Genomic DNA, 21,847 nt, shown 5'->3' on the forward strand with positions numbered 1-21,847 from the left:
CGTTGTGGGGTGTTGCGGATGGATGGGCGCGGGTGGACCGGCCCTCCTATACGCGCAGCACCGCCAGCCTCACGAGGTTCTCGCGCGGCGGCGGGGGCTCCGGGCGGCCCGGCCGCAGCCTCGCGGACGGCCGGCCGTCGCCGCCGTCCCGCCGTCCGCGCCCGGCCCGGAGCCGGCCGCCGAGCACGAGGACGGCGAGCCCGGCCAGCACGGCCAGGCAGACGCTCGTCGGGTCCGTGCCGGCCCCCGCGCCCCCGTGGTGCGCGCCGCCGCCCGGAGCCTTGCGGGCAACGGTGGCGCCCGCTCCTGCGTCCTCCCGGTCGGCGGCTCCCGCGTGGGAGCCGTGGCCGGTCAGGGGAGCGGCGGCGGGTGCGGCGGCGGCGGGAGCGGCGGAGTGCGGGGCGGGTGCGGCCGGCAGGGCGCGCGCCTGCTCCGGATGCCCCATGGAATGCATGGCGGCGATGCCCAGCAGCAGCGCGGCGAGCAGCAGCAGCCGGGACAACCGGGCGGCTCGCGGGGCTGTGGGCGTCATGGCCGGAACCCTACCCCGGGAGGGTATCCCGGACCAGCCGCCACCCCCGTTCTGAGTAGGATTGGTCCCGTTATGTCCCTGACTGGCACGCGGCCCGTCGCCGCCCTCATCGGCCTCGGCGCGGCCGCGTACACCGCCTGGGTGCTCGAAGTCGTCTTCTCCACGGGGCTCAACCCCGTCGAGACGTACGTCAGCGAACTCGCCGCCCGCGACCAGCCCCTCGGCGGCCTCTTCCGCGCCACCGACTTCACCGCCGGGCTTCTCGTCCTCGCCGGGTCCCTGCTCGCCCTGCTGCGCACCGCCCGCACCCCGGCCGCCCGCCGCCCCTGGGCCTGGACCGGCTGGGGCGGGCTCGCCCTGTTCGGCGCCGCCACCGCCGCCGACGCCTGGCTGCCGCTCAGCTGCAAGCCCACCGTGGACCCCGAGTGCGCCGCCCGCGAGACCGCCGGCCTGGTGCCCGCCACCCACCAGGCCCACGCCATCAGCTCCAGCCTGGCCATGTGCGGGGCCCTGCTCGGCCTCGTCGCCCTCACCGCCGCCGCGCGCCGCTACCGCTGGTGGCCCCCGCTGGCCCGTACCGGCCCGGCGCTCGTCGCCCTCGAACTGGCCGCCACCCTGTGGACCCTGACCGCCATCGCCCTGTTCAGCGCGGGCCGCGGCACCTGGGCCCTGGGCGCCGGGCAGCGGCTCCAGGTCCTGCTGGTCGCCGTCTGGCTGGGCCTCCTCGCGTACGCCCTGGCCACGCAGGCGCGCCCCGGGCGCCGGACGTGACGGCCCCCGCCCCGGCCCCCCGCTCCGGCGGCTTCCCGCGCTTCGACGGCTTCCTGCGCGTCGGCGGCGTGCCGCTGCACGTGCGCGTCGAGGGCGCCGGCCCCGTCTGCGTGCTCTCCGCCGGACTCGGCCTCGCCTGGTACGACTGGGACCCCGTGGTCCCGTACCTGGCCCCGTACCGCACGGTGGTCCGCTTCGACCGCCCGGGCCACGGCCTCAGCGCCCCCGCCGCCCGCGCCCCCGGCCCGCCCGGCGCCGCCGCCGAGGCGCACCGCATCGCCGGGATCCTCGACGCGCTGCGGCTGCCGCCCGGGCCGGTCACCGTGGCCGGGCACTCCCTCGCCGGCTTCCACGCCGAGGCCTTCGCCCGGCTGTACCCGGAGCGCACCGCGGCCCTCGTCCTCGTCGACGGCAGCGTCGAGGAGCGGCCCCCGTACGATCCGGCCCCCGCCCTGCGCACGGCCGCCGCCCGGCTGCTGGGCCGGGCCCTGACCGCCGCCGGGCTGCCCGCCGCCCTCGGGCCCCTGCTCCGCCGGTCCGCCGTACGCGCCGCCCGCACCGGCGGCCCCGATCCGGCCCCGCGCGCCCTCGTCCGCCGCTGCTACCGCACCGGCCGGGTCTGGCAGGGCGCCCTCCTGGAGAACGCCCGCTACCCCGCGGCCGCCGCCGAGCTGCTCCGCCTGCGCGCCGCCCGCCCGCTGGCCGCACCGGTCACCGTCCTCGCCGCGTACGACGGCTCCGGCGGGCGGGGGGCGCTGCGCTGGCTCGGCCGGCAGCGCGCCCTCGCCGGCCGGCTCGGCGCCCGCTTCGAGACCGCCGCCCCGGCCGGGCACCTGGTCATGGCCGACCGCCCGCGGCAGGTGGCCCGGGCGGTCCTCGCCGCACCCCGCGGCGGGCTTTGGCCGTCCTGCTGACCGGACACCGCCCGCGCCCCGCCCCCGGGCGCACGAAGGGGCGGGGCCCGTGTCCGGGTCCCGCCCCTCCGCGCGTCACGACGTACGGGCTACGGCCGCGGAGCCGCCCCGCGGGCCTTGAGCATGTCGGCCATCAGGTCCAGCTCGGACTGCTGGGCCGCCACCATCCCGCGGGCCAGCTCCCGTTCCACCGGCGTGGTGCACAGGTCGGCGCAGCCCTGGGCCATGTGGACCCCGCCCTTGTGGTGGTCGGTCATCAGCTGGAGGTAGAGCACCTCGGCCGCCCTGCCCTGCGCCTTGCCCAGGGCGGCGAGCTCGGCCTTGGTGGCCATGCCCGGCATCAGCGCGCCCGGCTCGGCCGCCGGGGCGGCCGCCGAGGCGCCGTGGCCCCCGCCGCCCTCGTGCCCCTCGTGCCCGCCGTGGCCCGGGGCGCCGCTGCCGGCGGCCATCCACGCCATCGGCTCGCGGTCGGCGGCCACCTTCGGCAGGCCCCACAGGTCCAGCCAGCCCAGCAGCATGCCGCGCTGGTTGGCCTGCGTATTGGCGATGTCGTAGGCGAGGCGGCGCACCTCGGGGTCGGTCGTACGGTCGCGGACGATGAAGGACATCTCCACCGCCTGCTGGTGGTGGACGGCCATGTCACGGGCGAAGCCGGCGTCCGCCGAGGCGGTGCCCGGGGTCTCGTGGGCGGGGCCGGCCCCGCTGCCGGAGCTGTTCGCCGTGACCGCGGCGGTGCCGGCGAACAGCAGGGCCAGGACCACGGCGGCGATGCCCGCCCAGTGGGCGCGGGTGAGGGTCACTGCTGGCCCAGCCCGCCCGTGCACGCGGCACCCGGCTCGGGGGTCTGCGGGCCCTGCACGTACTTGGTGAAGAACTGGTTGACCCGCGGGTCGCCCGCGCCGTCCACGGTCACCTGCTTGCCCCAGGCGCTCAGCATGATCGCGCCGGCCTGGTCCTTCACCGGGCTCATCAGCGTGTACGGGGTCTTGGCCACCTTCTCCGCCAGCTTCTTCACGTCGGCCTCGGGGGCCTTCTCGCTGTACGTGACCCAGACCGCACCGTGCTCCAGGGAGTGCACGGCGTTCTCCTTCGCGAGCGGCTTCTTGTAGACCTCGCCGTCGCAGTTCATCCACACCGGGTTGTGGTCCCCGCCCACCGGCGGGTTCATCGGGTACGAGACCGGCTTCGTGACGTGGTTGCGGCCCAGCTTCTTCGCGTCCCAGGTCTGCTCGCCGGTCACGGGCGCCTTGGCGGCCGCGACCTCGGCCTCCTTCTTGTCCGACTCCTTGTTGAGCACGTACGCGCCGAAACCGACGAGCCCGGCGACGACCGCGGTGCAGGCGGTGATCGCGAGGATCTTGTTGCGGCGGTCCCGGGCCTGCTCGGCCTTGCGCATCTCGGCTATGCGGGCCTGGCGGGAGTTGTCGGTGCGGGCGGGCTTGGTGGCCATAACTGCTGTGGTCCTTGTCCTTCTCGGAGGGGGGTGGGGGTGGAGCGGGCCGTGCGGTGCCGGGCCGGGCCGCGGCTCCCGGGGTGCTCGGGGCACCTGCGGAGAGCGAGGGCCGCTGCGGGACCGGGGTCACGGCCTAGGTGCGCAGCACTTGAAGGACATGCAGGTCGGGGGCGCGGGCGGGCGGCTGCGGCGGCAGGGTCCGCCCCGCCGGCCGGGCCCGCGCGGCGAGGACCGGCAGGACGGCGGCCTCGGCGGCCGGCGGCGGCACGGTCAGGACGGCCGGAGTGCCGTGCACCCGGCCCGCACACCCCGGCAGTCCGCCGGGGCACTCGTACGCGGGGCGGTCCACGGCGTACCCGGGCCCGTACCTCCCGGCCTCGTACGCGCCGGGGCCGTGCGCACGGGGGCCGTGCGGCCCCGCGGCGGAGCGCGGGGTCCCCGCATGGGCGGCGGCCGGGGACGCGGCGGCCCGGAGCAGGACCGGCCCGTGCCCGCCGAACGGCGTGGCGCACAGGAAGAGGGCCGCCAGCAGGGTGCCCAGAGCGCACAGCAGTGCGACCGGCCGCGTGACGCGCCGGCGGCCGAAGTCCTCCCTGCCCCCCATGGCCGCAGATGGTAATGCGCGCGGGGCCCCGGAGGTCAGAGCGGGGGTGTCACACGTCTGCGGGGGCCCGTAATGTGGCCGAAACCACCGGCCGCGATACTGGGTCGGCTCCCCGACACCCCCGCTGGTGGTGCACAGGCCGTCTGAACTGCGAGGATGAAGGCATGGACAAGCAGCAGGAATTCGTCCTCCGGACGCTCGAGGAGCGCGACATCCGCTTCGTGCGCCTGTGGTTCACCGACGTGCTCGGCTTCCTCAAGTCGGTGGCCGTCGCCCCCGCAGAGCTGGAGCAGGCCTTCGACGAGGGCATCGGCTTCGACGGCTCCGCCATCGAGGGCTTCGCGCGCGTGTACGAGTCCGACATGATCGCCAAGCCGGACCCGGGGACGTTCCAGATACTGCCGTGGCGGGCCGAGGCACCGGGCACCGCCCGGATGTTCTGCGACATCCTGATGCCGGACGGCTCCCCGTCCTTCGCGGACCCCCGCTACGTCCTCAAGCGCATCCTCGCCAAGACCTCCGACCTGGGCTTCACCTTCTACACCCACCCGGAGATCGAGTTCTTCCTGCTGAAGGACAAGCCGCTCGACGGGTCCCGCCCGGTGCCCGCCGACAACTCCGGCTACTTCGACCACACCCCGCAGAACGTGGGCATGGACTTCCGCCGGCAGGCGATCACCATGCTCGAATCCATGGGCATCTCGGTCGAGTTCAGCCACCACGAGGGCGCCCCCGGCCAGCAGGAGATCGACCTCCGCTACGCCGACGCCCTGTCCACCGCCGACAACATCATGACCTTCCGCCTGGTCATGAAGCAGGTCGCCCTCGAACAGGGCGTCCAGGCCACCTTCATGCCCAAGCCCTTCTCGGAGTACCCGGGTTCGGGCATGCACACCCACCTCTCCCTCTTCGAGGGCGACCGCAACGCCTTCTACGAGTCCGGCGCCGAGTACCAGCTCTCCAAGGTCGGCCGCTCCTTCATCGCCGGCCTGCTGCGGCACGCGGCCGAGACCGCCGCCGTCACCAACCAGTGGGTCAACTCGTACAAGCGCATCTGGGGCGGCTCCTCCCGCACCGCCGGCTCCGGCGGCGAGGCCCCCTCGTACATCTGCTGGGGCCACAACAACCGCTCGGCCCTCATCCGCGTCCCGATGTACAAGCCGGGGAAGATGGGCTCGTCCCGGATCGAGGTCCGCTCGATCGACTCGGGCGCGAACCCGTACCTGACGTACGCCGTCCTCCTCGCGGCCGGCCTCAAGGGCATCGAGGAGGGCTACGAACTCCCCGCCGGCGCCGACGACGACGTGTGGGCCCTCTCCGACGCCGAACGCCGCGCGATGGGCATCGAACCCCTCCCGCAGAACCTCGGCGAGGCCATCGCCCTCATGGAGCGCAGCGAACTGGTCGCCGAAACCCTCGGCGAGCACGTCTTCGACTTCTTCCTCCGCAACAAGAAGCAGGAGTGGGAGGAATACCGCTCCGAGGTCACGGCCTTCGAACTGCGGAAGAACCTGCCGGTGCTGTAACCCGGGGCCCGGCACCCCGCCGTACCTGCGCACTACCCCGGGCCGACGGTCACCGACCGCCGGCCCGGAGGTGTGTCATGCCTCCGGTACGCCGTGGGCGCGGCGGTAATCCCTGATCAGGGACTCGGAGAGGCGGCCCCGGGCGCTCACCGGACGGCCCTGCAGCTTGGCCCAGGTGCGGACCAGGGCGGGTTCGAGGGTGTCCGGTGCGGGGGCGGGGCCAGGCACGGCCGCAGTGCGGGTGGCTGCAGGTTCTGCCATCGGCGCGGAGGGGGACGGTGTTGCGGGTGCGCGGTCCTGCAGCGCAGCCCGGCTCCCGTGGCCGGCGCGGGCAGATGCCGCCTCGATGGCCGCCGCCAGGGACCTCAGCCGGGCGGCGATCAGCCACGGAGGCGCCGTGATTGCGTGGTGCCGGCCTCCGCCAGGGCTTTCCAGGCCCGCGACGCAGGGGCTGCCGAGGAAGGCCAGGGCCTCCTCGATCTCCTGCGGGTCCAGGGTGGTGCCCATCGTCGACTTCGCCTCGCGCCAGATGTCCTTCACGTCCATGGCGCCGGCCCCGAAGGCGATTTCGGCCGGGTCGTTCGCACTCTTCCACAGAGTGCTGGCGACCAACGCCAGAGAGGCTGCCCGGCGCTCGGCACCGGACCAGGTGACCTCCAGCCCCTCGCCCTGGCTCGCGACCAGCAGGGACTGCAGCTCGTGGGGGTACAGAGGGGTTGCCGCATGCCGGACCACCGCGGCGGCGAGCTCTTGGGCGGTCAGCACCGCCACGCCCTCCTTCTTGGCCTCCCGGGTCACCCGGGCGTCGAAGCCGGGGCCGATCAGGACGGTGTGGTCGGCCTCGTGGCGGGTGCGGTGCTCGCTGAGCCGCATGAACCGGACGTCCTGGTCGGTCACCAGGCCACCGCCGTCCGTCTTGGCCTCCACGGCCAGGCGGAGCCTGCTCGTCGGCGAGACCCACAGCGTGACCAGGACGTCCGTTCTGGCCGGTCCGCTGTGCTGCTCCACGTCCACGTCGAGGCTGAGGAGGGCCTTCGCCACCGCCCGCTCGAACCGCTGGTAGTCCGCGCTGTCCGTGGACGCGGCGATCAGCTCGGCAGCCACCCGTTCCGCCGCCTCCGCGTGCCCCGCCCCGGGCATCGGAGAGCCGGCCGTGTCCGCGGCCTCCGTATCGGCAGCGGTGCTCCACAGACGGGCGGCGTCAGGGCGGCTGCCCTCGCTCTCCTGGAGGGGCAGGGAGCCGGCGAGCGCCGTCCCCAGGGCGGTTCTGCGGGTCGTCTGTCCGAGCCGCTCCGCGAGTCCCGTGTCCACGAGCAGGGCGAGGCGTGCGGTCACGTCCTTCCGGTTGAGCCCGACCTCCGGGTACGCCTCTGCCAGCCGTCTGGTCAGGGTTCCCGAGTCGGATTCGGTGTCCAGTGCGGCCAGTGTCTCGCCCAGCAGGGCCACGCCGAGGTGGAGGTGCCGGATGAGGTCCGCGGGCTCACCGGAGTCGAGCCAGTCCGTGGCCAGGCCGGTCGGCGCGAACCGGTCCGATCCCACCTGGGCCAGCATGCCGAGCCCTTGGAGCGTATTGAGGGACTGCTCGGCGGAGGACGCGCTGACGCCGAAGGCCCCGGCTACGAACCGGAGGTAGCCGTCCCGGGAGATCCCGGACGCCGCGGCGTCGACCAGGCGGCTGAGGACCGGCATGCTCGTGCCACCCGCGACGTACCCGATGACCCGCTTGCGAGCGCGCAGCTCTTCCTGAGTGACGGCGCCGAGGCGTCCGGCGAGCCGGGGAGGGGGCTCCGGAAGCTCCGCGGGGATCTCCCCGGCCCGCCGTTGCGACTCCAGGTCCTGGGGCCGGGTCAAGTCCAGACGGGGCAGGAGGGCCCGCCCCCGGTCGGTGAGGACGATCCGGCCGTTGCTCCAGTACTCGGCCATGCCGGCGGCGCGGAGCCAGTAGACGCGTCGCCGGATTTGGTCGAGCGACTTCCACTCGATGCCGTAGCCGTCGGCTGCGACGAGGTTCAGCTCGGCATGGCTGCGGCCGTCTCCGACGGCCTCCAGTACCTCGCCGAAGAAGCGTACGTGCGCGTGGATGACGGCAATGAGGTAGGCCGGATCGTTCGTATCGAGGAAATGCCGGGCCGCCGGTGTGAGGCTGACCCGCTGCGCACGTCCCTCGCGGGTGAACAGGCCGCAGTTGCCGACGAAATGGAGCACCTGGCGCAGCGGAGTGGGCTCCGGCCCGCCCGGCCAGGTGAACGGCCGGTCCACCACTGGATTGGCGTCGATGTCCCTCAGCAGGGCGGTGAGCTTGCTCATGAGCTCGGAGTAGTGGCCGGGAACGTAGGGTGCCGTACCGGATCTGGCCGGCCAGGGGAGAGCGGCGGGGAAATCCCGGCCGTCCGGCGCGGACGATTGCGACATGGATGGTGCTCCTGCTTGAGGTCCTTCGGCAAGTGATGCAGAGCATCGGGATCGTCATCAATCATCGTGTCAACTGGCTCTGAATGCAGGCTCTTTCGCCGATCTCGTGCTGATGTTCGACGACTTCCGCCCTTCCGTGGTCCGGGCCGCCGGTCTGCGCCGGATGCGGGACAGGGAGACAGCGGCCCACCACGCCGCGAGGCCGGCGGGATAGGCTCGGGGGCCGGAGCTGGTGCGGGTGGCCGACAAGCGGCGCGCCCGGAACGGGAGGCGGCGGGATGACGGTCCCGGGACGCAGGAGCAGCACGTTCATCCGGCTGCTGCGGCACGGATTCACGGACCCGTCGGCGGCGGGGCGGCTGCTCGACCTGCCCGAGCTGGCGGCCGTGCGCACCGACCCGGTGCTCCTCGACGCACTTGGCGCCACCGCCGACCCCGATCTCGCGCTGCGCGGACTGGTCCGCCTCGCCGAGGCCCAGGACCCCGACGGCCGGGCCGCCCTGCTGTCCACCCTCGTCGCCGCGAAACCGCTGCGCGACCGGCTGCTCGGGGTGCTCGGCGCCTCCGAGGCCCTCGGCGACCACCTCGCCCGCCACCCGCAGGACTGGCAGGCCCTCGTCACGTACGAATCGGCCGATCTGCACCCCGGCATCGCCGAGTTCGAGCAGGGGCTCGCCGAGGCGCACGACCCGGTCTCCCTGCGCATCGCCTACCGCCGCTGCCTGCTCTCCATCGCCGCCCGCGACGTCTGCGGCACCACCGACGTGGCCCAGACCGCCGCCGAGCTCGCCGACCTCGCCACCGCCACCCTCCGCGCGGCCCTGCGCATCGCCTCCGCCGCCGCCCCCGGCGACGCCGCCCAGTGCCGGCTCGCCGTCATCGCCATGGGCAAGTGCGGCGGCCACGAACTCAACTACGTCTCCGACGTGGACGTCATCTTCGTCGGGGAGGCCGCCTCCGGCGCCGACGAGGCCAAGGCCCTCCAGGCCGCCACCCGGCTCGCCTCCCACCTGATGCGGATCTGCTCCGAGACCACCGTCGAGGGCGCCATCTGGCCGGTGGACGCCAACCTGCGCCCCGAGGGCCGCAACGGCCCGCTCGTGCGCACCCTCTCCTCCCACCTCGCCTACTACCAGCGCTGGGCCAAGACCTGGGAGTTCCAGGCCCTGCTCAAGGCGCGCGCCGTGGCCGGGGACGAGGAGCTCGGCGCCGCCTACATCGAGGCCACGACCCCCCTGGTCTGGCAGGCCGCCGAGCGCGAGAACTTCGTCGCCGACGTGCAGAAGATGCGCCGCCGCGTCGTCGACAACATCCCCGCCGCCCAGGTCGACCGCGAGCTCAAGCTCGGCCCCGGCGGCCTGCGCGACGTCGAGTTCGCCGTGCAGCTCCTCCAGCTCGTGCACGGCCGCAGCGACGCCACCCTGCACTCCGGCACCACCCTCGACGCCCTGCACGCCCTGGCCGCCGGCGGCTACGTCGGCCGCACCGACGCCGCGCAGCTCGGCGACGCGTACCGGTTCCTGCGGGCCATGGAGCACCGCATCCAGCTGTACCGGCTGCGCCGCACCCACCTGGTCCCCGAGGACGAGGCCGACCTGCGGCGCCTGGGCCGGTCCCTGGGCCTGCGCACCGAGCCGGTCGCCGAGCTCAACAAGGCCTGGCGGCGGCACGCCTCGGTGGTCCGGCGGCTGCACGAGAAGCTCTTCTACCGGCCGCTGCTCGACGCCGTGGCCCAGCTCGCCCCCGGCGAGACCCGGCTCAGCCCGCGCGCCGCCGGCCAGCGCCTCGAAGCCCTCGGCTACGCCGACCCCGCCGCCGCCCTGCGCCACCTGGAGGCCCTCGCCTCCGGGGTCACCCGCAAGGCGGCCATCCAGCGGACCCTGCTGCCGGTGCTGCTGGGCTGGTTCGCCGACTCCGCCGACCCGGACGCCGGACTGCTCAACTTCCGCAAGGTCTCCGACGCGCTCGGCAAGACCCCCTGGTACCTGCGGCTGCTGCGCGACGAGGGGGCCGCCGCCGAGAACCTCGCCCGGGTGCTGTCCGCCGGCCGGCTCGCCCCCGACCTGCTCATGCGCGCCCCCGAGGCGGTGGCCCTCCTCGGCGACCCGGAAGGCCTGGGGCCCCGCAGCGCGGAAGCCCTCGAACAGGAGGTGCTCGCCGCCGTCGGCCGGGCCGAGAGCGCCGAGGCCGCCGTCGCCGCCGCCCGCGGGGTCCGCCGCCGCGAGCTCTTCCGCACCTGCGCCGCCGACATCATCGCCTCGTACGGCACCGAGGACAGCCCGGTGGAGGAGGACCACGGGGCCCTCGTGGACCGGGTCGGCACCGCCGTCTCGGACCTGACCTCGGCCACCCTGGCCGGGGCCCTGCGGGCGGCGGTCCGCGCGCAGTGGGGGGAGACCCTGCCCACCCGGTTCGCCGTCATCGGCATGGGCCGCTTCGGGGGCCGCGAGCTGTCGTACGGCTCCGACGCGGACGTGCTCTTCGTCCACGAGCCCCGCGAGGGGGTGGACGAGCAGGAGGCCGCCAAGGCCGCCCAGACCGTCATCGCCGAGATGCGCCGGCTGCTCCAGCTGCCCACCGCCGACCCGCCGCTCCTCATCGACGCCGACCTGCGCCCCGAGGGCCGCAGCGGGCCGCTGGTGCGCACCCTGGCCTCGTACGCCGCCTACTACCGGCGGTGGTCCCTGGTCTGGGAGAGCCAGGCGCTGCTGCGGGCGGAGCCGGTCGCGGGCGACGAGGACCTGGGCCGCCGGTTCATCGAGCTGATCGATCCGCTGCGGTACCCGGTGGAGGGGCTGGGCGAGGAACCCGTCCGCGAGATCCGCCGGCTCAAGGCCCGCATGGAGTCGGAACGGCTGCCGCGCGGGGCCGATCCGACCCTGCACACGAAGCTGGGCCGCGGGGGCCTCAGCGACGTCGAGTGGACGGTGCAGCTGCTCCAGATGCGCCACGGCTGGGCCGAGCCCGGCCTGCGCACGACCCGCACCCGGCAGGCGCTGGCCGCGGCGCACGCGGCCGGGCTGCTGGGCACGGAGGACGCCCAGACCCTGGACGAGGCGTGGGTGCTGGCCACCCGGGTCCGCAATGCGGTGATGCTGGTGCGGGGGAGGGCGGGCGACACGTTCCCCTCCGAGGCGCGGGAGCTGGGCGCGGTCGGGCGCTACCTGGGGTACGGGGAGGGGCGGGTCGGCGAGATGCTGGACGACTACCGCCGCACGACCCGCCGGGCGCGCGCGGTGGTCGAGTCCCTGTTCTACGGGGCCTGACCCCGGTCAGCCCCGGTCGCCCCCGCGGAAGCGGTTGAGGAGGGCGGCCGTCGCCGACGGGGCGTCCGGGGTCGGGGGGTGGCGGGGCAGGCCGCGGGCCGTCGAGCCGTACCAGGCGTAGGACACCGCGTAGCCGAAGGCCAGGCAGAGCATGCCGCCCACCGCGTCCAGCCAGAAGTGGTTGGCGGTCGCGACGATCACGACCAGGGTGGCGGCCGGGTAGAGCAGGCCGAGGATCCGCGCCCAGGGAGCCGAGGCCAGGGCGAAGATGGTCAGGCCGCACCACAGGGACCAGCCGATGTGCATCGAGGGCATGGCCGCGTACTGGTTCGACATGTGCTTGAGGTCGCCCGAGGCCATCGAGCCCCAGGTGTGGTGGACCAGCACGGTGTCGACGAAGTTCTCGCCGTTCATCAGGCGGGGCGGGGCCAGCGGGTAGAAGTAGTACCCCACCAGGGCCACCGCGGTGGTGGCGAAGAGCACCAGGCGGGTGGCCGCGTACCGGCCCGGCTGGCTGCGGTAGAGCCACACCAGCACGCCGATGGTCACGATGAAGTGCAGGGTGGCGTAGTAGTAGTTCATGCCCACGATCAGCCACGTGACCGAGTCCACGGCGTGGTTCACCGTCTTCTCGACCGCGATGCCGAGCGTGTGCTCCGCACGCCAGATCCAGTCCGCGTTGCGCAGCGCCTCGGCCTTCTGCTCGGGCACCGCGTTGCGGATCAGCGAGTACGTCCAGTAGCTGACCGCGATGAGCAGGACCTCGAACCACAGCCGGGGCCGGCGGGGGGAGCGGAGGCCGGTCAGCCGGGCGCGGCTGCTCCCCGGGCGGTCTTCGGTCACGGGGGGTGACGAGAGGTCCGTCCGGGTTTCCAGTGTCTTCACGCTCACTTCACCCATGAGGAGAGAGTCTGCCAGATCCGCTTCCTGCCCCGATCATCCCTCGGGACGGTCTTGCGCGCAGCCCGTCAGCCCTACGGAGGACCCTGCTCCACCCCGCCGGTACGCCTGCGTGCGTCGGTACGCCCGCGCCCGGTGCTGCGCCTGCGTCCGCCGGTACGCCCGCGCCCGGTGGTGCCGCCTAGACCCGGGCCGGGCCCGAGGCGGTGGAGCCCCGGACGACCAGTTCCGGGTGGAAGACGAACTCGCTGTGCGGGGCCGGGGTGCCCCCGATCTCCTCCAGCAGGGTCCGCACCGCCGCCTGCCCCATGGCCTGGACCGGCTGCCGGATGGTGGTCAGCGGCGGATCGGTGAAAGCTATCAGCGGGGAGTCGTCGAAGCCGACGACGGACACGTCCTGCGGCACCCGCAGCCCCTGCTGCCGCGCCGCCCGGATCGCGCCGAGGGCCATCATGTCGCTGGCGCACACCACGGCGGTGCAGCCGCGCGCGATCAGCGCGGCGGCCGCGGCCTGGCCGCCCTCCAGCGTGTACAGGGAGTGCTGGACCAGCTCCTCCACGGCATCCTCGGCCAGGCCCAGCCGCTCCTGCACCGCGGCCCGGAAGCCCTCGATCTTGCGCAGGACGGGGACGAAGCGCTTGGGGCCGACGGCGAGGCCGATCCGGGTGTGCCCGAGGGCGGTGAGGTGGGTCACCGCGAGCTGCATCGCGGCCCGGTCGTCCGGGGAGACGAAGGGGGCCTGCACCTTGGGGGAGAAGCCGTTGATCAGGACGAACGGGACGCCCTGGCCGCGCAGTTGGTCGTAGCGGGTCATGTCGGCGGTGGTGTCCGCGTGCAGCCCGGAGACGAAGATGATCCCGGAGACCCCGCGGTCGACCAGCATCTCGGTCAGCTCGTCCTCGGTGGACCCGCCGGGGGTCTGGGTGGCGAGCACCGGGGTGTAGCCCTGGCGGGTCAGCGCCTGGCCGATGACCTGGGCGAGGGCCGGGAAGATGGGGTTGTCCAGCTCGGGGGTTATCAGGCCGACCAGTCCGGCGCTGCGCTGGCGCAGCCGTACCGGCCGTTCGTACCCGAGCACGTCGAGGGCGGCCAGCACGGATTCGCGGGTGGCCGCGGCCACACCGGGCTTGCCGTTGAGCACGCGGCTGACTGTGGCTTCGCTGACCCCCGCCTGGGCTGCGATGTCGGCAAGCCTCGCGGTCATGGGATTGGACTGTACCGGTCGCATGTCAGATTGCCCACCACGTGCAGGAATCAGCGGGAATCCGCACCGATGGGCCCTCCGGCCCGACCGGCCCGCTGGAGAGCACCGGGCGCCCCGGCACCGGCATGTCCACGGGCCGGTCGAGGGTGTTGACGGTGCAGACGAAACCGGGCCGGGCGAAGGCCAGCACCCCGCGGGGGCCGTCAGCCACTCCACCCCGTCCCCGGCCCCCAGGCCCGGCAGCGCCCGGCGCAGCTCCAGGGCGGCCCGGTAGAGCTCCAGGGTGGAGTGCGGGTCCCCGGTCTGCGCGGCCACGGTCAGCCCGGCCCAGCCGGCGGGCTGCGGCAGCCAGGAACCCGCGGGACCGAAGCCGTACGGGGGCTCCGCACCGGACCAGGGGAGCGGCACCCGGCAGCCGTCCCGCAGCCCCCCCTGCCCGGCCGCCTCGCTGGGGGCCTCCGTCCGCGCCGCGGCCGCCCCGGGCTGCCCGCCCGCCTCCCCGCCCGCCGTCCGCCCCCGCCCGCCGCCCCGGCGGAAGGCCGGGTCCCGGCGGAGGCGGTCCGGGATGTCCGACACCTCGGGCAGGCCCAGCTCCTCGCCCTGGTACAGGTACGCCGAGCCGGGCAGGGCCAGCATCAGCAGGGCCGCGGCCCGCGCCCGGCGCAGGCCCTCCGGGCCGCTGCCGTAGCGGGTGCGGTGCCGGACCACGTCGTGGTTGGACAGGACCCACGTGGTGGGGGCGCCGACCGCCGTGGTGGCCGCCAGCGACTCGTCGATCACCTCGCGCATCCGGGCCGCGTCCCACGGGCAGTTCAGGAAGCGGAAGTTGAAGGCCTGGTGCAGCTCGTCCGGGCGGACGTAGTGCGCGAGGCGCTCCGAGCTGGGGGCCCAGGCCTCCGCGACCCCGATCCGCTCCCCCTCGTACGAGTCCAGCAGCCTGCGCCAGGAGCGGTGGATGGCGTGCACCCCGTCCTGGTCGAAGAAGGGCAGCGGCTGGGAGCCGATGAGGGTGGCCTGCTCGGCCGCGCCCACGTCGGGCAGGCCGGGCGGCTTGACCATGCCGTGCGCCACGTCCACGCGGAACCCGTCCACCCCCAGGTCCAGCCAGAACCGCAGCACGTCCGCGAACTCCTCGTGGACCCCGGGGTGCTCCCAGTTCAGGTCCGGCTGCTCCGGGGCGAACAGGTGCAGGTACCAGTCACCGTCCGGCAGCCGGGTCCAGGCCGGGCCGCCGAAGACCGACTCCCAGTCGTTGGGCGGCAGCGCCCCGCCCGGCCCGCGGCCCGGCCGGAAGTGGTAGCGGGCCCGCTCCGGGCCGCCGGGGCGGCCGGCCTTCGCGGTCACGAACCAGGGGTGCTGCTCGGAGGTGTGGTTCGGGACCACGTCCACGATCACCCGCAGCCCCAGCCCGTGCGCCGCCCGCACCAGCGCGGCGGCGTCGTCGAGGTCCCCGAAGAGCGGGTCCACGGCCCGGTAGTCCGCCACGTCGTAGCCGCCGTCGGCCTGCGGGGAGACGTAGAAGGGGGTCAGCCAGACCGCGTCGACCCCGAGCCGGGCCAGGTGCGGCAGCCGCTCGCGGATCCCGCGCAGGTCGCCCACCCCGTCCCCGTCGCTGTCCGCGAAGGACCGCACGTAGACCTGGTAGATCACGGCGTCGCGCCACCAGCCGGCGGTCCGGGCCGTCGTGTTGCTGGAAGGGCTTGCAAGGCGCATTTCGGTCAGCTCGTGGGTCATATCGGGGTCAACGCGACGCAGTGCCCCCCGGTTGCGGGGGCCGGCCCTCGAACAAACAGCAAGCTGCGGCAACCGTATGGACACATGGATGTAACGATCCCCCCTCCTTGCAGAAATTTGCCGCAAGGTCTTTCGGTCGGCTTTCAGCCTTGTTACGTTCCCTGCAACTCGGGACCGCGACGGGGCGGACGGGATCACTGAAGGAGTTCACATGCGGCGTGGCATAGCGGCCACCGCGCTGGTCGCGGCCCTGGCGCTCGCGGCGACGGCCTGCGGCGGCGACAAGGACGGCGACAGCGGTGAGAAGAAGGCGGGCGGCGAGCTCTCCGGCACCGTGACGTGGTGGGACACCTCGAACGACGCCGAGAAGGCCACCTTCGAGAAGATCGCCAAGGCCTTCACCGCGAAGCACCCCAAGGTCACCGTCAAGTACGTCAACGTCCCGTACGGCGACGCCCAGAACAAGGTCAAGAACGCCTTCAGCAGCGGTGCCGACGCCCCCGACGTGATCCGCGCCGACGTCGGCTGGGTCGCCGACTTCGCCTCCCTCGGCTACCTGGACAAGGTCCCCGCCGAGCAGGCCAAGAAGGTGGACACCGAGTTCCTGCCGCAGGCCGCCGCCTCCGGCAAGTTCGAGGGCACCACCTACGCCGTCCCGCAGGTCATCGACACCATGGGCCTCTTCTACAACAAGAAGATCCTCAAGGACGCCGGGGTCGAGGCCCCGAAGTCCCTCGCCGAGCTGAAGACGGCCGCCGAGGCCATCAAGAAGAAGACCGGCAAGACCGCCCTCTACCTGCGCGGCGACGACTCGTACTGGTTCCTGCCCCTCATCTACGGCGAGGGCGGCGACCTGGTCGACGCGAAGAACAAGACGGTCACCGTCGACGGCCCGGCCGGGGTCAAGGCCTTCAAGGCCGCCCGCGACCTCGTCACCTCCGGCGCCGCGATCACCAACGCGACCGACGGCTGGAACAACATGGAGACCGCCTTCAAGACGGGCAAGGTCGCCATGATGATCAACGGTCCGTGGGCCGTCGCCGACGCCTACTCCGGCGAGCAGTTCAAGGACAAGGCCAACCTCGGCATCGCTGCCGTCCCGGCCGGCTCGGCCGGCCAGGGCGCCCCGCAGGGCGGCCACGACCTCGCCGTCTACGCCGGCTCCAAGAACCGCGACGCCGCGCACGCCTTCGTCGAGTACATGACCTCGCAGGAGGTGCAGGCCCAGTCCGCCAAGGAGCTCAGCCTGCTGCCGACCCGCACCGCGGCCTACGAGCTGCCGGACGTGAAGAACAACGAGATGGTCCAGTTCTTCAAGCCCGCCGTGGACAAGGCCGTCGAGCGCGCCTGGATCCCGGAGAACGGCAGCCTCTTCGCCCCGCTCCAGGTCCAGTACACGAAGGCCGTGACCGGCGCGTCGAGCCCGGAGGACGCGGCCAAGGCGGCCGGCGCCGAGTTCCGCAAGATCCTCAAGGGCTGGAAGTAACACGACCATGGCTGCTCACACCAGCCAGTCGGTGGCGAAGGCCGCGGGCGAGGAGGACCTCGCCCGCGGCCGGAGCCGCAGGACCGGCAGCAGGACCGCAGGCCCGTCCGGCAAGGGACCCGGCCTCGGACAGGCGATCGCGAAGCACTGGTACGCGTGGGCCATGGTGGCCCCCGTCGTCATCGTCCTCGGCGTGATCATCGGCTGGCCGCTGGTCCGCGGCATCTACCTGTCGCTCACCGATGCCAACGAGCGCAACGTCGCCCGCACCATCGGCGTCAACGAGATCCCGGCGACCTACGAGTTCGTCGGCCTCGACAACTACACGGCCGTGCTCGGCGACCCGGTGTTCCTGCAGCGGCTGGTGTGGACCGTCATCTGGACCGTGGCCTGCGTGTCGGTCACCTTCACCCTCGGCCTGGTCCTGGCCAACATGCTCAACCGGAGCTTCCGGGGCCGCTCGTTCTACCGGATGGCCCTGATCCTGCCGTGGGCCGTCCCCGGCTTCGTCTCCGTCTTCGCCTGGCGGTTCCTCTTCAACCGCGACAACGGCATCCTCAACAAGCTCCTCGAAGGCGGCGGGATCTCGGCGATCCCGTGGCTGGACGACCCCACCTGGGCCAAGCTGTCCGTCATCACGGTCAACGTCTGGCTCGGCGTCCCCTTCATGATGGTGGCCCTCCTCGGCGGCCTCCAGTCCATCCCCGGCGAGCTGTACGAGGCCGCCGAGATGGACGGCGCGAGCCCCTGGCAGCGCTTCCGGCACATCACCCTGCCCGGCCTGCGCACGGTGAGCATGACGGTGATCCTGCTCTCCACCATCTGGACCTTCAACATGTTCCCGGTGATCTTCCTGCTCACCCGGGGCGGCCCCGGCGACGCCACCGAGATCCTCGTGACCCAGGCCTTCCGCGAGGCCTTCGTCGAGTCCCCGCGCGACTTCGCGGGCTCCGCCACCTGGGGCGTGCTGATCCTCGCCCTGCTCATGATCTTCGCGCTGGTCTACCGGCGTTCGCTCCGCAAGCAGGGAGAGGTGTGGTGACCATGGCCACCTCCGTACGCAAGCGCGGGGAGCGCAGCCCGCTCGCCTCCTTCGGCCTGCACGCCACCCTCGTCGTGGCCTCCGTCGTCGCCGTCTTCCCGGTGCTGTGGGTCCTGCTGACCTCGCTCAAGCCCGCCAAGGACGCGATCAGCACGGACTTCGTGAAGGACCCCACCCTCGACAACTACCGCTACCTGGTGGAGTCGACCTCCTTCTTCACCTGGTTCGGCAACTCGGTCATGGTGGCCGCGGTCACCACCGTCCTCGGCGTGTTCATCGCCGCCACCACCGGCTACGCCGTCAGCCGCTTCCGGTTCCCCGGCATGCGCCCCCTCATGTGGACCCTGCTGATCACGCAGATGTTCCCCATGGCCATCCTGATCGTGCCGCTCTACAACCTGATGGGGCAGCTCGGCCTGCTCAACCAGCCGGTCGGCCTGATCATCACGTACCTCACCATCGCCGTGCCGTTCTGCGCGTGGATGATGAAGGGCTTCTTCGACACCATCCCGGTGGAGATCGACGAATCCGGCCGGGTCGACGGGCTCAACCCCTTCGGCACCTTCTGGCGGCTGATCCTGCCCCTGGCCAAGCCGGGCCTCGCGGTGACCGCCTTCTACTCCTTCATCACCGCCTGGGGCGAGGTGGCGTACGCCTCCGCCTTCATGGTCGGCGACGAGAACCTCACGCTCGCGGGCGGACTGCAGACCTTCGTCACGCAGTACACCGCCAACTGGGGCCCGATGACGGCCGCATCCGTCCTCATCGCGATCCCTGCCGCGGCCTTCTTCCTCTTCGCCCAGCGGCACCTCGTCGCCGGCATGACCGCGGGCGCCACCAAGGGCTGACCACCCGGCGCCCGCCGGTCCCACCCGACCACCACTCTTCCAAGGACGACATGACCCAGCACCTCGCTGCTCCGGACGCCCCGACCACCGGCACCACCGGCACGCACACGGGCTGGTGGAGAGACGCGGTGATCTACCAGGTCTATCCGCGCAGCTTCGCCGACAGCAACGGTGACGGCATGGGGGACCTCGAAGGCGTCCGCAGCCGGCTTCCCTACCTCAAGGAGCTCGGCGTCGACGCCGTCTGGCTGAGCCCCTTCTACGCCTCCCCGCAGGCGGACGCGGGCTACGACGTCGCCGACTACCGGGCCATCGACCCCATGTTCGGTACCCTGCACGACGCCGACGCCCTGATCCGCGAGGCCCACGGGCTCGGCCTGCGCATCATCGTCGACCTGGTGCCCAACCACTGCTCCGACCAGCACGAGTGGTTCAAGCAGGCGCTGCGCGAGGGGGCGGGCTCCCGGCTGCGGGAGCGGTTCCACTTCCGCCCCGGCAAGGGCGAGAACGGCGAACTGCCGCCCAACGACTGGGAGTCCATCTTCGGCGGACCCGCCTGGACCCGCGTCGCGGACGGGGAGTGGTACCTGCACCTCTTCGCCCCCGAGCAGCCCGACTTCAACTGGGAGCACCCGGCCGTCCAGGACGAGTTCCGCTCCATCCTGCGCTTCTGGCTGGACCTCGGCGCCGACGGCTTCCGCGTCGACGTGGCCCACGGCCTGGTCAAGGCCCCCGGCCTGCCCGACCTCGGGGCGAAGGACCAGCTCAAGCTGCTCGGCAACGACGTCATGCCGTTCTTCGACCAGGACGGGGTGCACGAGATCTACCGCGCCTGGCGGCGGATCCTCGACGAGTACGAGGGCGACCGCATCCTCGTCGCCGAGGCCTGGACCCCCACCGTGGAGCGCACCGCCCTCTACGTGCGGCCCGACGAGATGCACCAGGCCTTCAACTTCCAGTACCTGACCACCGACTGGAACGCGGCCGCCCTGCGCGAGGTGGTCGACGGCTCGCTCGCCGCGATGCGCCCCGTCGGCGCCCCCACCACCTGGGTGCTGTCCAACCACGACGTCACCCGGCACGCCACCCGGTTCGCCAACCCGCCCGGCCTCGGCACCCAGCTGCGCGAGCAGGGGGACCGCGAGCTGGGCCTGCGCCGCGCCCGCGCCGCCGTCCTGCTGATGCTCGCACTGCCCGGCTCGGCGTACGTGTACCAGGGCGAGGAACTGGGCCTGCCCGACGTGACCGACCTGCCCGACGAGGTGCGCCAGGACCCGTCGTTCTTCCGCGCCGCGGGCCAGGACGGGTTCCGCGACGGCTGCCGGGTGCCGATCCCGTGGTCCGGCACCGAGGCCCCGTACGGCTTCGGCCCCGTGGCCGGCGGCCCCAGCTGGCTCCCGCAGCCCGACTCCTGGGCGGCGCTGAGCGTCGAGGCCCAGACCGGGGACCCGGCCTCCATGCTGGAGCTGTACCGCGGTGCGCTCTCCGTACGCCGGACCCACCCGGCGCTCGGCGCGGGCGACGCGGTGGACTGGCTGCCCGCGCCCGAGGGGGTCCTCGCCTTCCGCCGCACCGCCGCCGACGGCAGCGCCTTCGTCTGCACCGTCAACACCACCGGGGCCCCGGTCCGGCTGCCGCGGCCCGGCAGCCTGCTGCTGGCGAGCGCCGCCCCCGCCACCGCCGGCCCGGACGCGGAACTGCCCGCGGACAGCGCCGCCTGGTGGGCGGTGTGACGGTCCCCCTGCCGCGGGCCGCCGATCCGGCGGCCCCGCGGCTCGCGGACATCGCCGAGCAGGCACAGGTCAGCGAGGCGACCGTCAGCCGGGTCCTCAACGGCAAGGCCGGTGTGGCCGCGGCCACCCGGCACAAGGTGCTGGCCGCACTCGACGTGCTCGGCTACGAGCGCCCGGTGCGGCTGCGCCGCAAGAGCAACGGGCTGGTCGGCCTGCTCATCCCGGAGCTGACCAACCCCATCTTCCCGGCCTTCGCCCAGGTCATCGAACAGGCGCTCGCCGGGCACGGCTACACCCCGGTGCTGTGCACCCAGACCCCCGGCGGCGCCACCGAGGACGAGCTGGTGGAGCAGCTGGAGGAGCGCGGGGTCACCGGCATCGTGTTCCTGTCCGGGCTGCACGCGGACGCGAGCGCCGACCCGGCCCGCTACCTGCGGCTGGCCGCGCGCGGAGTGCCGTTCGTGCTGATCAACGGCTACAACGAGCGGATCAGCGCGCCGTTCGTGTCCCCGGACGACCGGGCCGCGGCCGGCATGGCCGTACGGCACCTGGCCGAGCTCGGCCACGAGCGGATCGGGCTGGCCATCGGGCCCACGCGCTACGTGCCCTCCCGCCGCAAGGAGGAGGGCTTCCGCACCGCGATGGCCGCGCTCCGCGGCACGGCGGCGGACGAGCCGGGTTTCGCGGAGGAGTGCGAACAGCTCGTCCAGCGGACGCTGTTCACGGTGGAAGGCGGGCACGCGGCGGGCGGGGCGCTGCTGGACCGGGGCTGCACGGGCATCGTGTGCGGCAGCGACCCGATGGCGCTCGGGGTGATACGGGCCGCGCGGGAGCGGGGGCTGAGGGTGCCGCAGGACGTCTCGGTCGTCGGCTTCGACGACTCCCCGCTGATCCCCTTCACGGACCCGCCGCTGACCACGGTCCGCCAGCCGGTGCGGGCGATGGCCACGGCGGCGGTGGGGGCGCTGCTGGAGGCGGTGTCCGGGAACCCGGTCGAACGCACGGAGTTCGTCTTCCAACCGGAACTGGTAGTCCGCGGCTCCACCGCCCAACCCCCCCGCCCCTGACCCCCTCGGGGCCCTGCGCCTGCGCACCGGGCGGGGGCCAACTCCAGCCCCTCCGGCGTTTGAGGAGCGGGGTTCGGGGCGGAGCCCCGACACGACGGCCCGCGCCGGCCCACGGGGCGGGGGAAATTCAGCCCCTCCGGCGTTTGAGGAGCGGGGTTTGGGGCGGAGCCCCGACACGACGGCCCGCGCCGGCCCACCGGCGGGGGCAAACTCCAGCCTCGCCGGCGTTTGAGGCGCGGGGTTTGGGGCGGAGCCCCAAGAGCAACCCGGCTGGCGCCGGGCAGGGGGGGGGGGGGGGGGGGGAGCCCCCAAAAACAAAGAGGGGGGGGGTTTGGTCGGGGTGGGGGGGGGATTC

Annotated in this window: 16 protein-coding genes and 1 pseudogene; 9 read left to right on the forward strand and 8 right to left on the reverse strand. The window is 73.6% G+C overall.

Annotated features, from left to right (window positions below):
* Positions 1-46 precede the first annotated feature (46 nt).
* Positions 47-532 (reverse strand): hypothetical protein, encoded by a 486-nt coding sequence (locus ACZ407_RS31970; protein WP_468134484.1) that lies wholly within the window; start codon positions 530-532, stop codon positions 47-49.
* Between the two features lie 72 nt (positions 533-604).
* Here ACZ407_RS31970 and ACZ407_RS31975 point away from each other — a divergent pair, with 72 nt between their 5' ends.
* Together ACZ407_RS31975 and ACZ407_RS31980 are read left to right on the forward strand one after the other, a co-directional pair.
* Positions 605-1,303 (forward strand): DUF998 domain-containing protein, encoded by a 699-nt coding sequence (locus ACZ407_RS31975; RefSeq protein WP_468134486.1) that lies wholly within the window; start codon positions 605-607, stop codon positions 1,301-1,303.
* Positions 1,300-2,217 (forward strand): alpha/beta fold hydrolase, encoded by a 918-nt coding sequence (locus tag ACZ407_RS31980; RefSeq protein ID WP_468134488.1) that lies wholly within the window; start codon positions 1,300-1,302, stop codon positions 2,215-2,217. Before ACZ407_RS31975 ends, ACZ407_RS31980 begins: the two co-directional genes overlap by 4 nt.
* Positions 2,218-2,306: 89 nt before the next feature.
* Here ACZ407_RS31980 and ACZ407_RS31985 read toward each other — a convergent pair whose 3' ends face one another.
* From ACZ407_RS31985 to ACZ407_RS31995, 3 genes are all read right to left on the reverse strand, one after another.
* Positions 2,307-3,017, reverse strand: a complete 711-nt coding sequence (locus ACZ407_RS31985) for a DUF305 domain-containing protein (protein WP_468134490.1) — start codon at positions 3,015-3,017, stop codon at positions 2,307-2,309.
* Positions 3,014-3,667: a DUF3105 domain-containing protein gene (locus tag ACZ407_RS31990; protein WP_468134492.1), complete on the reverse strand. Its 654-nt coding sequence runs from the start codon at positions 3,665-3,667 to the stop codon at positions 3,014-3,016. Before ACZ407_RS31990 ends, ACZ407_RS31985 begins: the two co-directional genes overlap by 4 nt.
* A 136-nt stretch (positions 3,668-3,803) precedes the next feature.
* Entirely contained in the window at positions 3,804-4,274 is a 471-nt protein-coding gene (locus ACZ407_RS31995; protein ID WP_468134494.1) for a hypothetical protein, read from the reverse strand.
* Between the two features lie 164 nt (positions 4,275-4,438).
* Here ACZ407_RS31995 and ACZ407_RS32000 point away from each other — a divergent pair, with 164 nt between their 5' ends.
* The gene (locus ACZ407_RS32000; protein ID WP_468134496.1) at positions 4,439-5,800 is read left to right on the forward strand and encodes a glutamine synthetase family protein; all 1,362 of its coding nucleotides are present in this window, start codon (positions 4,439-4,441) and stop codon (positions 5,798-5,800) included.
* 75 nt (positions 5,801-5,875) lie between these two features.
* Here the strand turns inward: ACZ407_RS32000 and ACZ407_RS32005 are convergent, their stop codons facing one another.
* Positions 5,876-8,107, reverse strand: coding sequence for an Lsr2 family DNA-binding protein (locus ACZ407_RS32005; RefSeq protein WP_468134498.1), 2,232 nt, complete (start codon positions 8,105-8,107; stop codon positions 5,876-5,878).
* A gap of 383 nt (positions 8,108-8,490) precedes the next feature.
* Here ACZ407_RS32005 and ACZ407_RS32010 point away from each other — a divergent pair, with 383 nt between their 5' ends.
* Positions 8,491-11,478, forward strand: a complete 2,988-nt coding sequence (locus tag ACZ407_RS32010) for a bifunctional [glutamine synthetase] adenylyltransferase/[glutamine synthetase]-adenylyl-L-tyrosine phosphorylase (protein WP_468134500.1) — start codon at positions 8,491-8,493, stop codon at positions 11,476-11,478.
* Positions 11,479-11,484: 6 nt separating this feature from the next.
* Here the strand turns inward: ACZ407_RS32010 and ACZ407_RS32015 are convergent, their stop codons facing one another.
* From ACZ407_RS32015 to ACZ407_RS32025, 3 genes and pseudogenes are all read right to left on the reverse strand, one after another.
* Positions 11,485-12,378 (reverse strand): phosphatase PAP2 family protein, encoded by an 894-nt coding sequence (locus ACZ407_RS32015; RefSeq protein ID WP_468134501.1) that lies wholly within the window; start codon positions 12,376-12,378, stop codon positions 11,485-11,487.
* 181 nt (positions 12,379-12,559) lie between these two features.
* Positions 12,560-13,606 carry a LacI family DNA-binding transcriptional regulator gene (locus ACZ407_RS32020; RefSeq protein WP_468134503.1) on the reverse strand — a complete coding sequence of 349 codons (1,047 nt, stop codon included), beginning with the start codon at positions 13,604-13,606 and terminating at the stop codon, positions 12,560-12,562.
* 1 nt (position 13,607) lies between these two features.
* Positions 13,608-15,316 (reverse strand): annotated as a pseudogene (locus ACZ407_RS32025) (glycoside hydrolase family 13 protein).
* 211 nt (positions 15,317-15,527) lie between these two features.
* Between ACZ407_RS32025 and ACZ407_RS32030 the strand changes: the two are divergent.
* Genes ACZ407_RS32030 through ACZ407_RS32050 form a run of 5 tightly spaced genes read left to right on the forward strand, consistent with a single transcriptional unit; the run spans position 15,528 to position 21,492 of the window.
* Positions 15,528-16,802, forward strand: coding sequence for an extracellular solute-binding protein (locus ACZ407_RS32030; protein WP_468134505.1), 1,275 nt, complete (start codon positions 15,528-15,530; stop codon positions 16,800-16,802).
* Between the two features lie 7 nt (positions 16,803-16,809).
* A complete protein-coding gene (locus tag ACZ407_RS32035) occupies positions 16,810-17,844 on the forward strand; it encodes a carbohydrate ABC transporter permease (protein WP_468134507.1) in 1,035 nt (344 codons plus the stop codon).
* Positions 17,845-17,846: 2 nt separating this feature from the next.
* Positions 17,847-18,692, forward strand: a complete 846-nt coding sequence (locus ACZ407_RS32040) for a sugar ABC transporter permease (protein ID WP_468134509.1) — start codon at positions 17,847-17,849, stop codon at positions 18,690-18,692.
* 50 nt (positions 18,693-18,742) lie between these two features.
* Complete coding sequence (locus ACZ407_RS32045) at positions 18,743-20,425, forward strand: glycoside hydrolase family 13 protein (RefSeq protein ID WP_468134511.1); 1,683 nt, start codon at positions 18,743-18,745, stop codon at positions 20,423-20,425.
* A complete protein-coding gene (locus ACZ407_RS32050; RefSeq protein ID WP_468134513.1) occupies positions 20,413-21,492 on the forward strand; it encodes a LacI family DNA-binding transcriptional regulator in 1,080 nt (359 codons plus the stop codon). Before ACZ407_RS32045 ends, ACZ407_RS32050 begins: the two co-directional genes overlap by 13 nt.
* The last annotated feature ends 355 nt before the right edge of the window (positions 21,493-21,847 follow it).

The organism is Streptomyces sp. NPDC030809, from assembly GCF_055572195.1.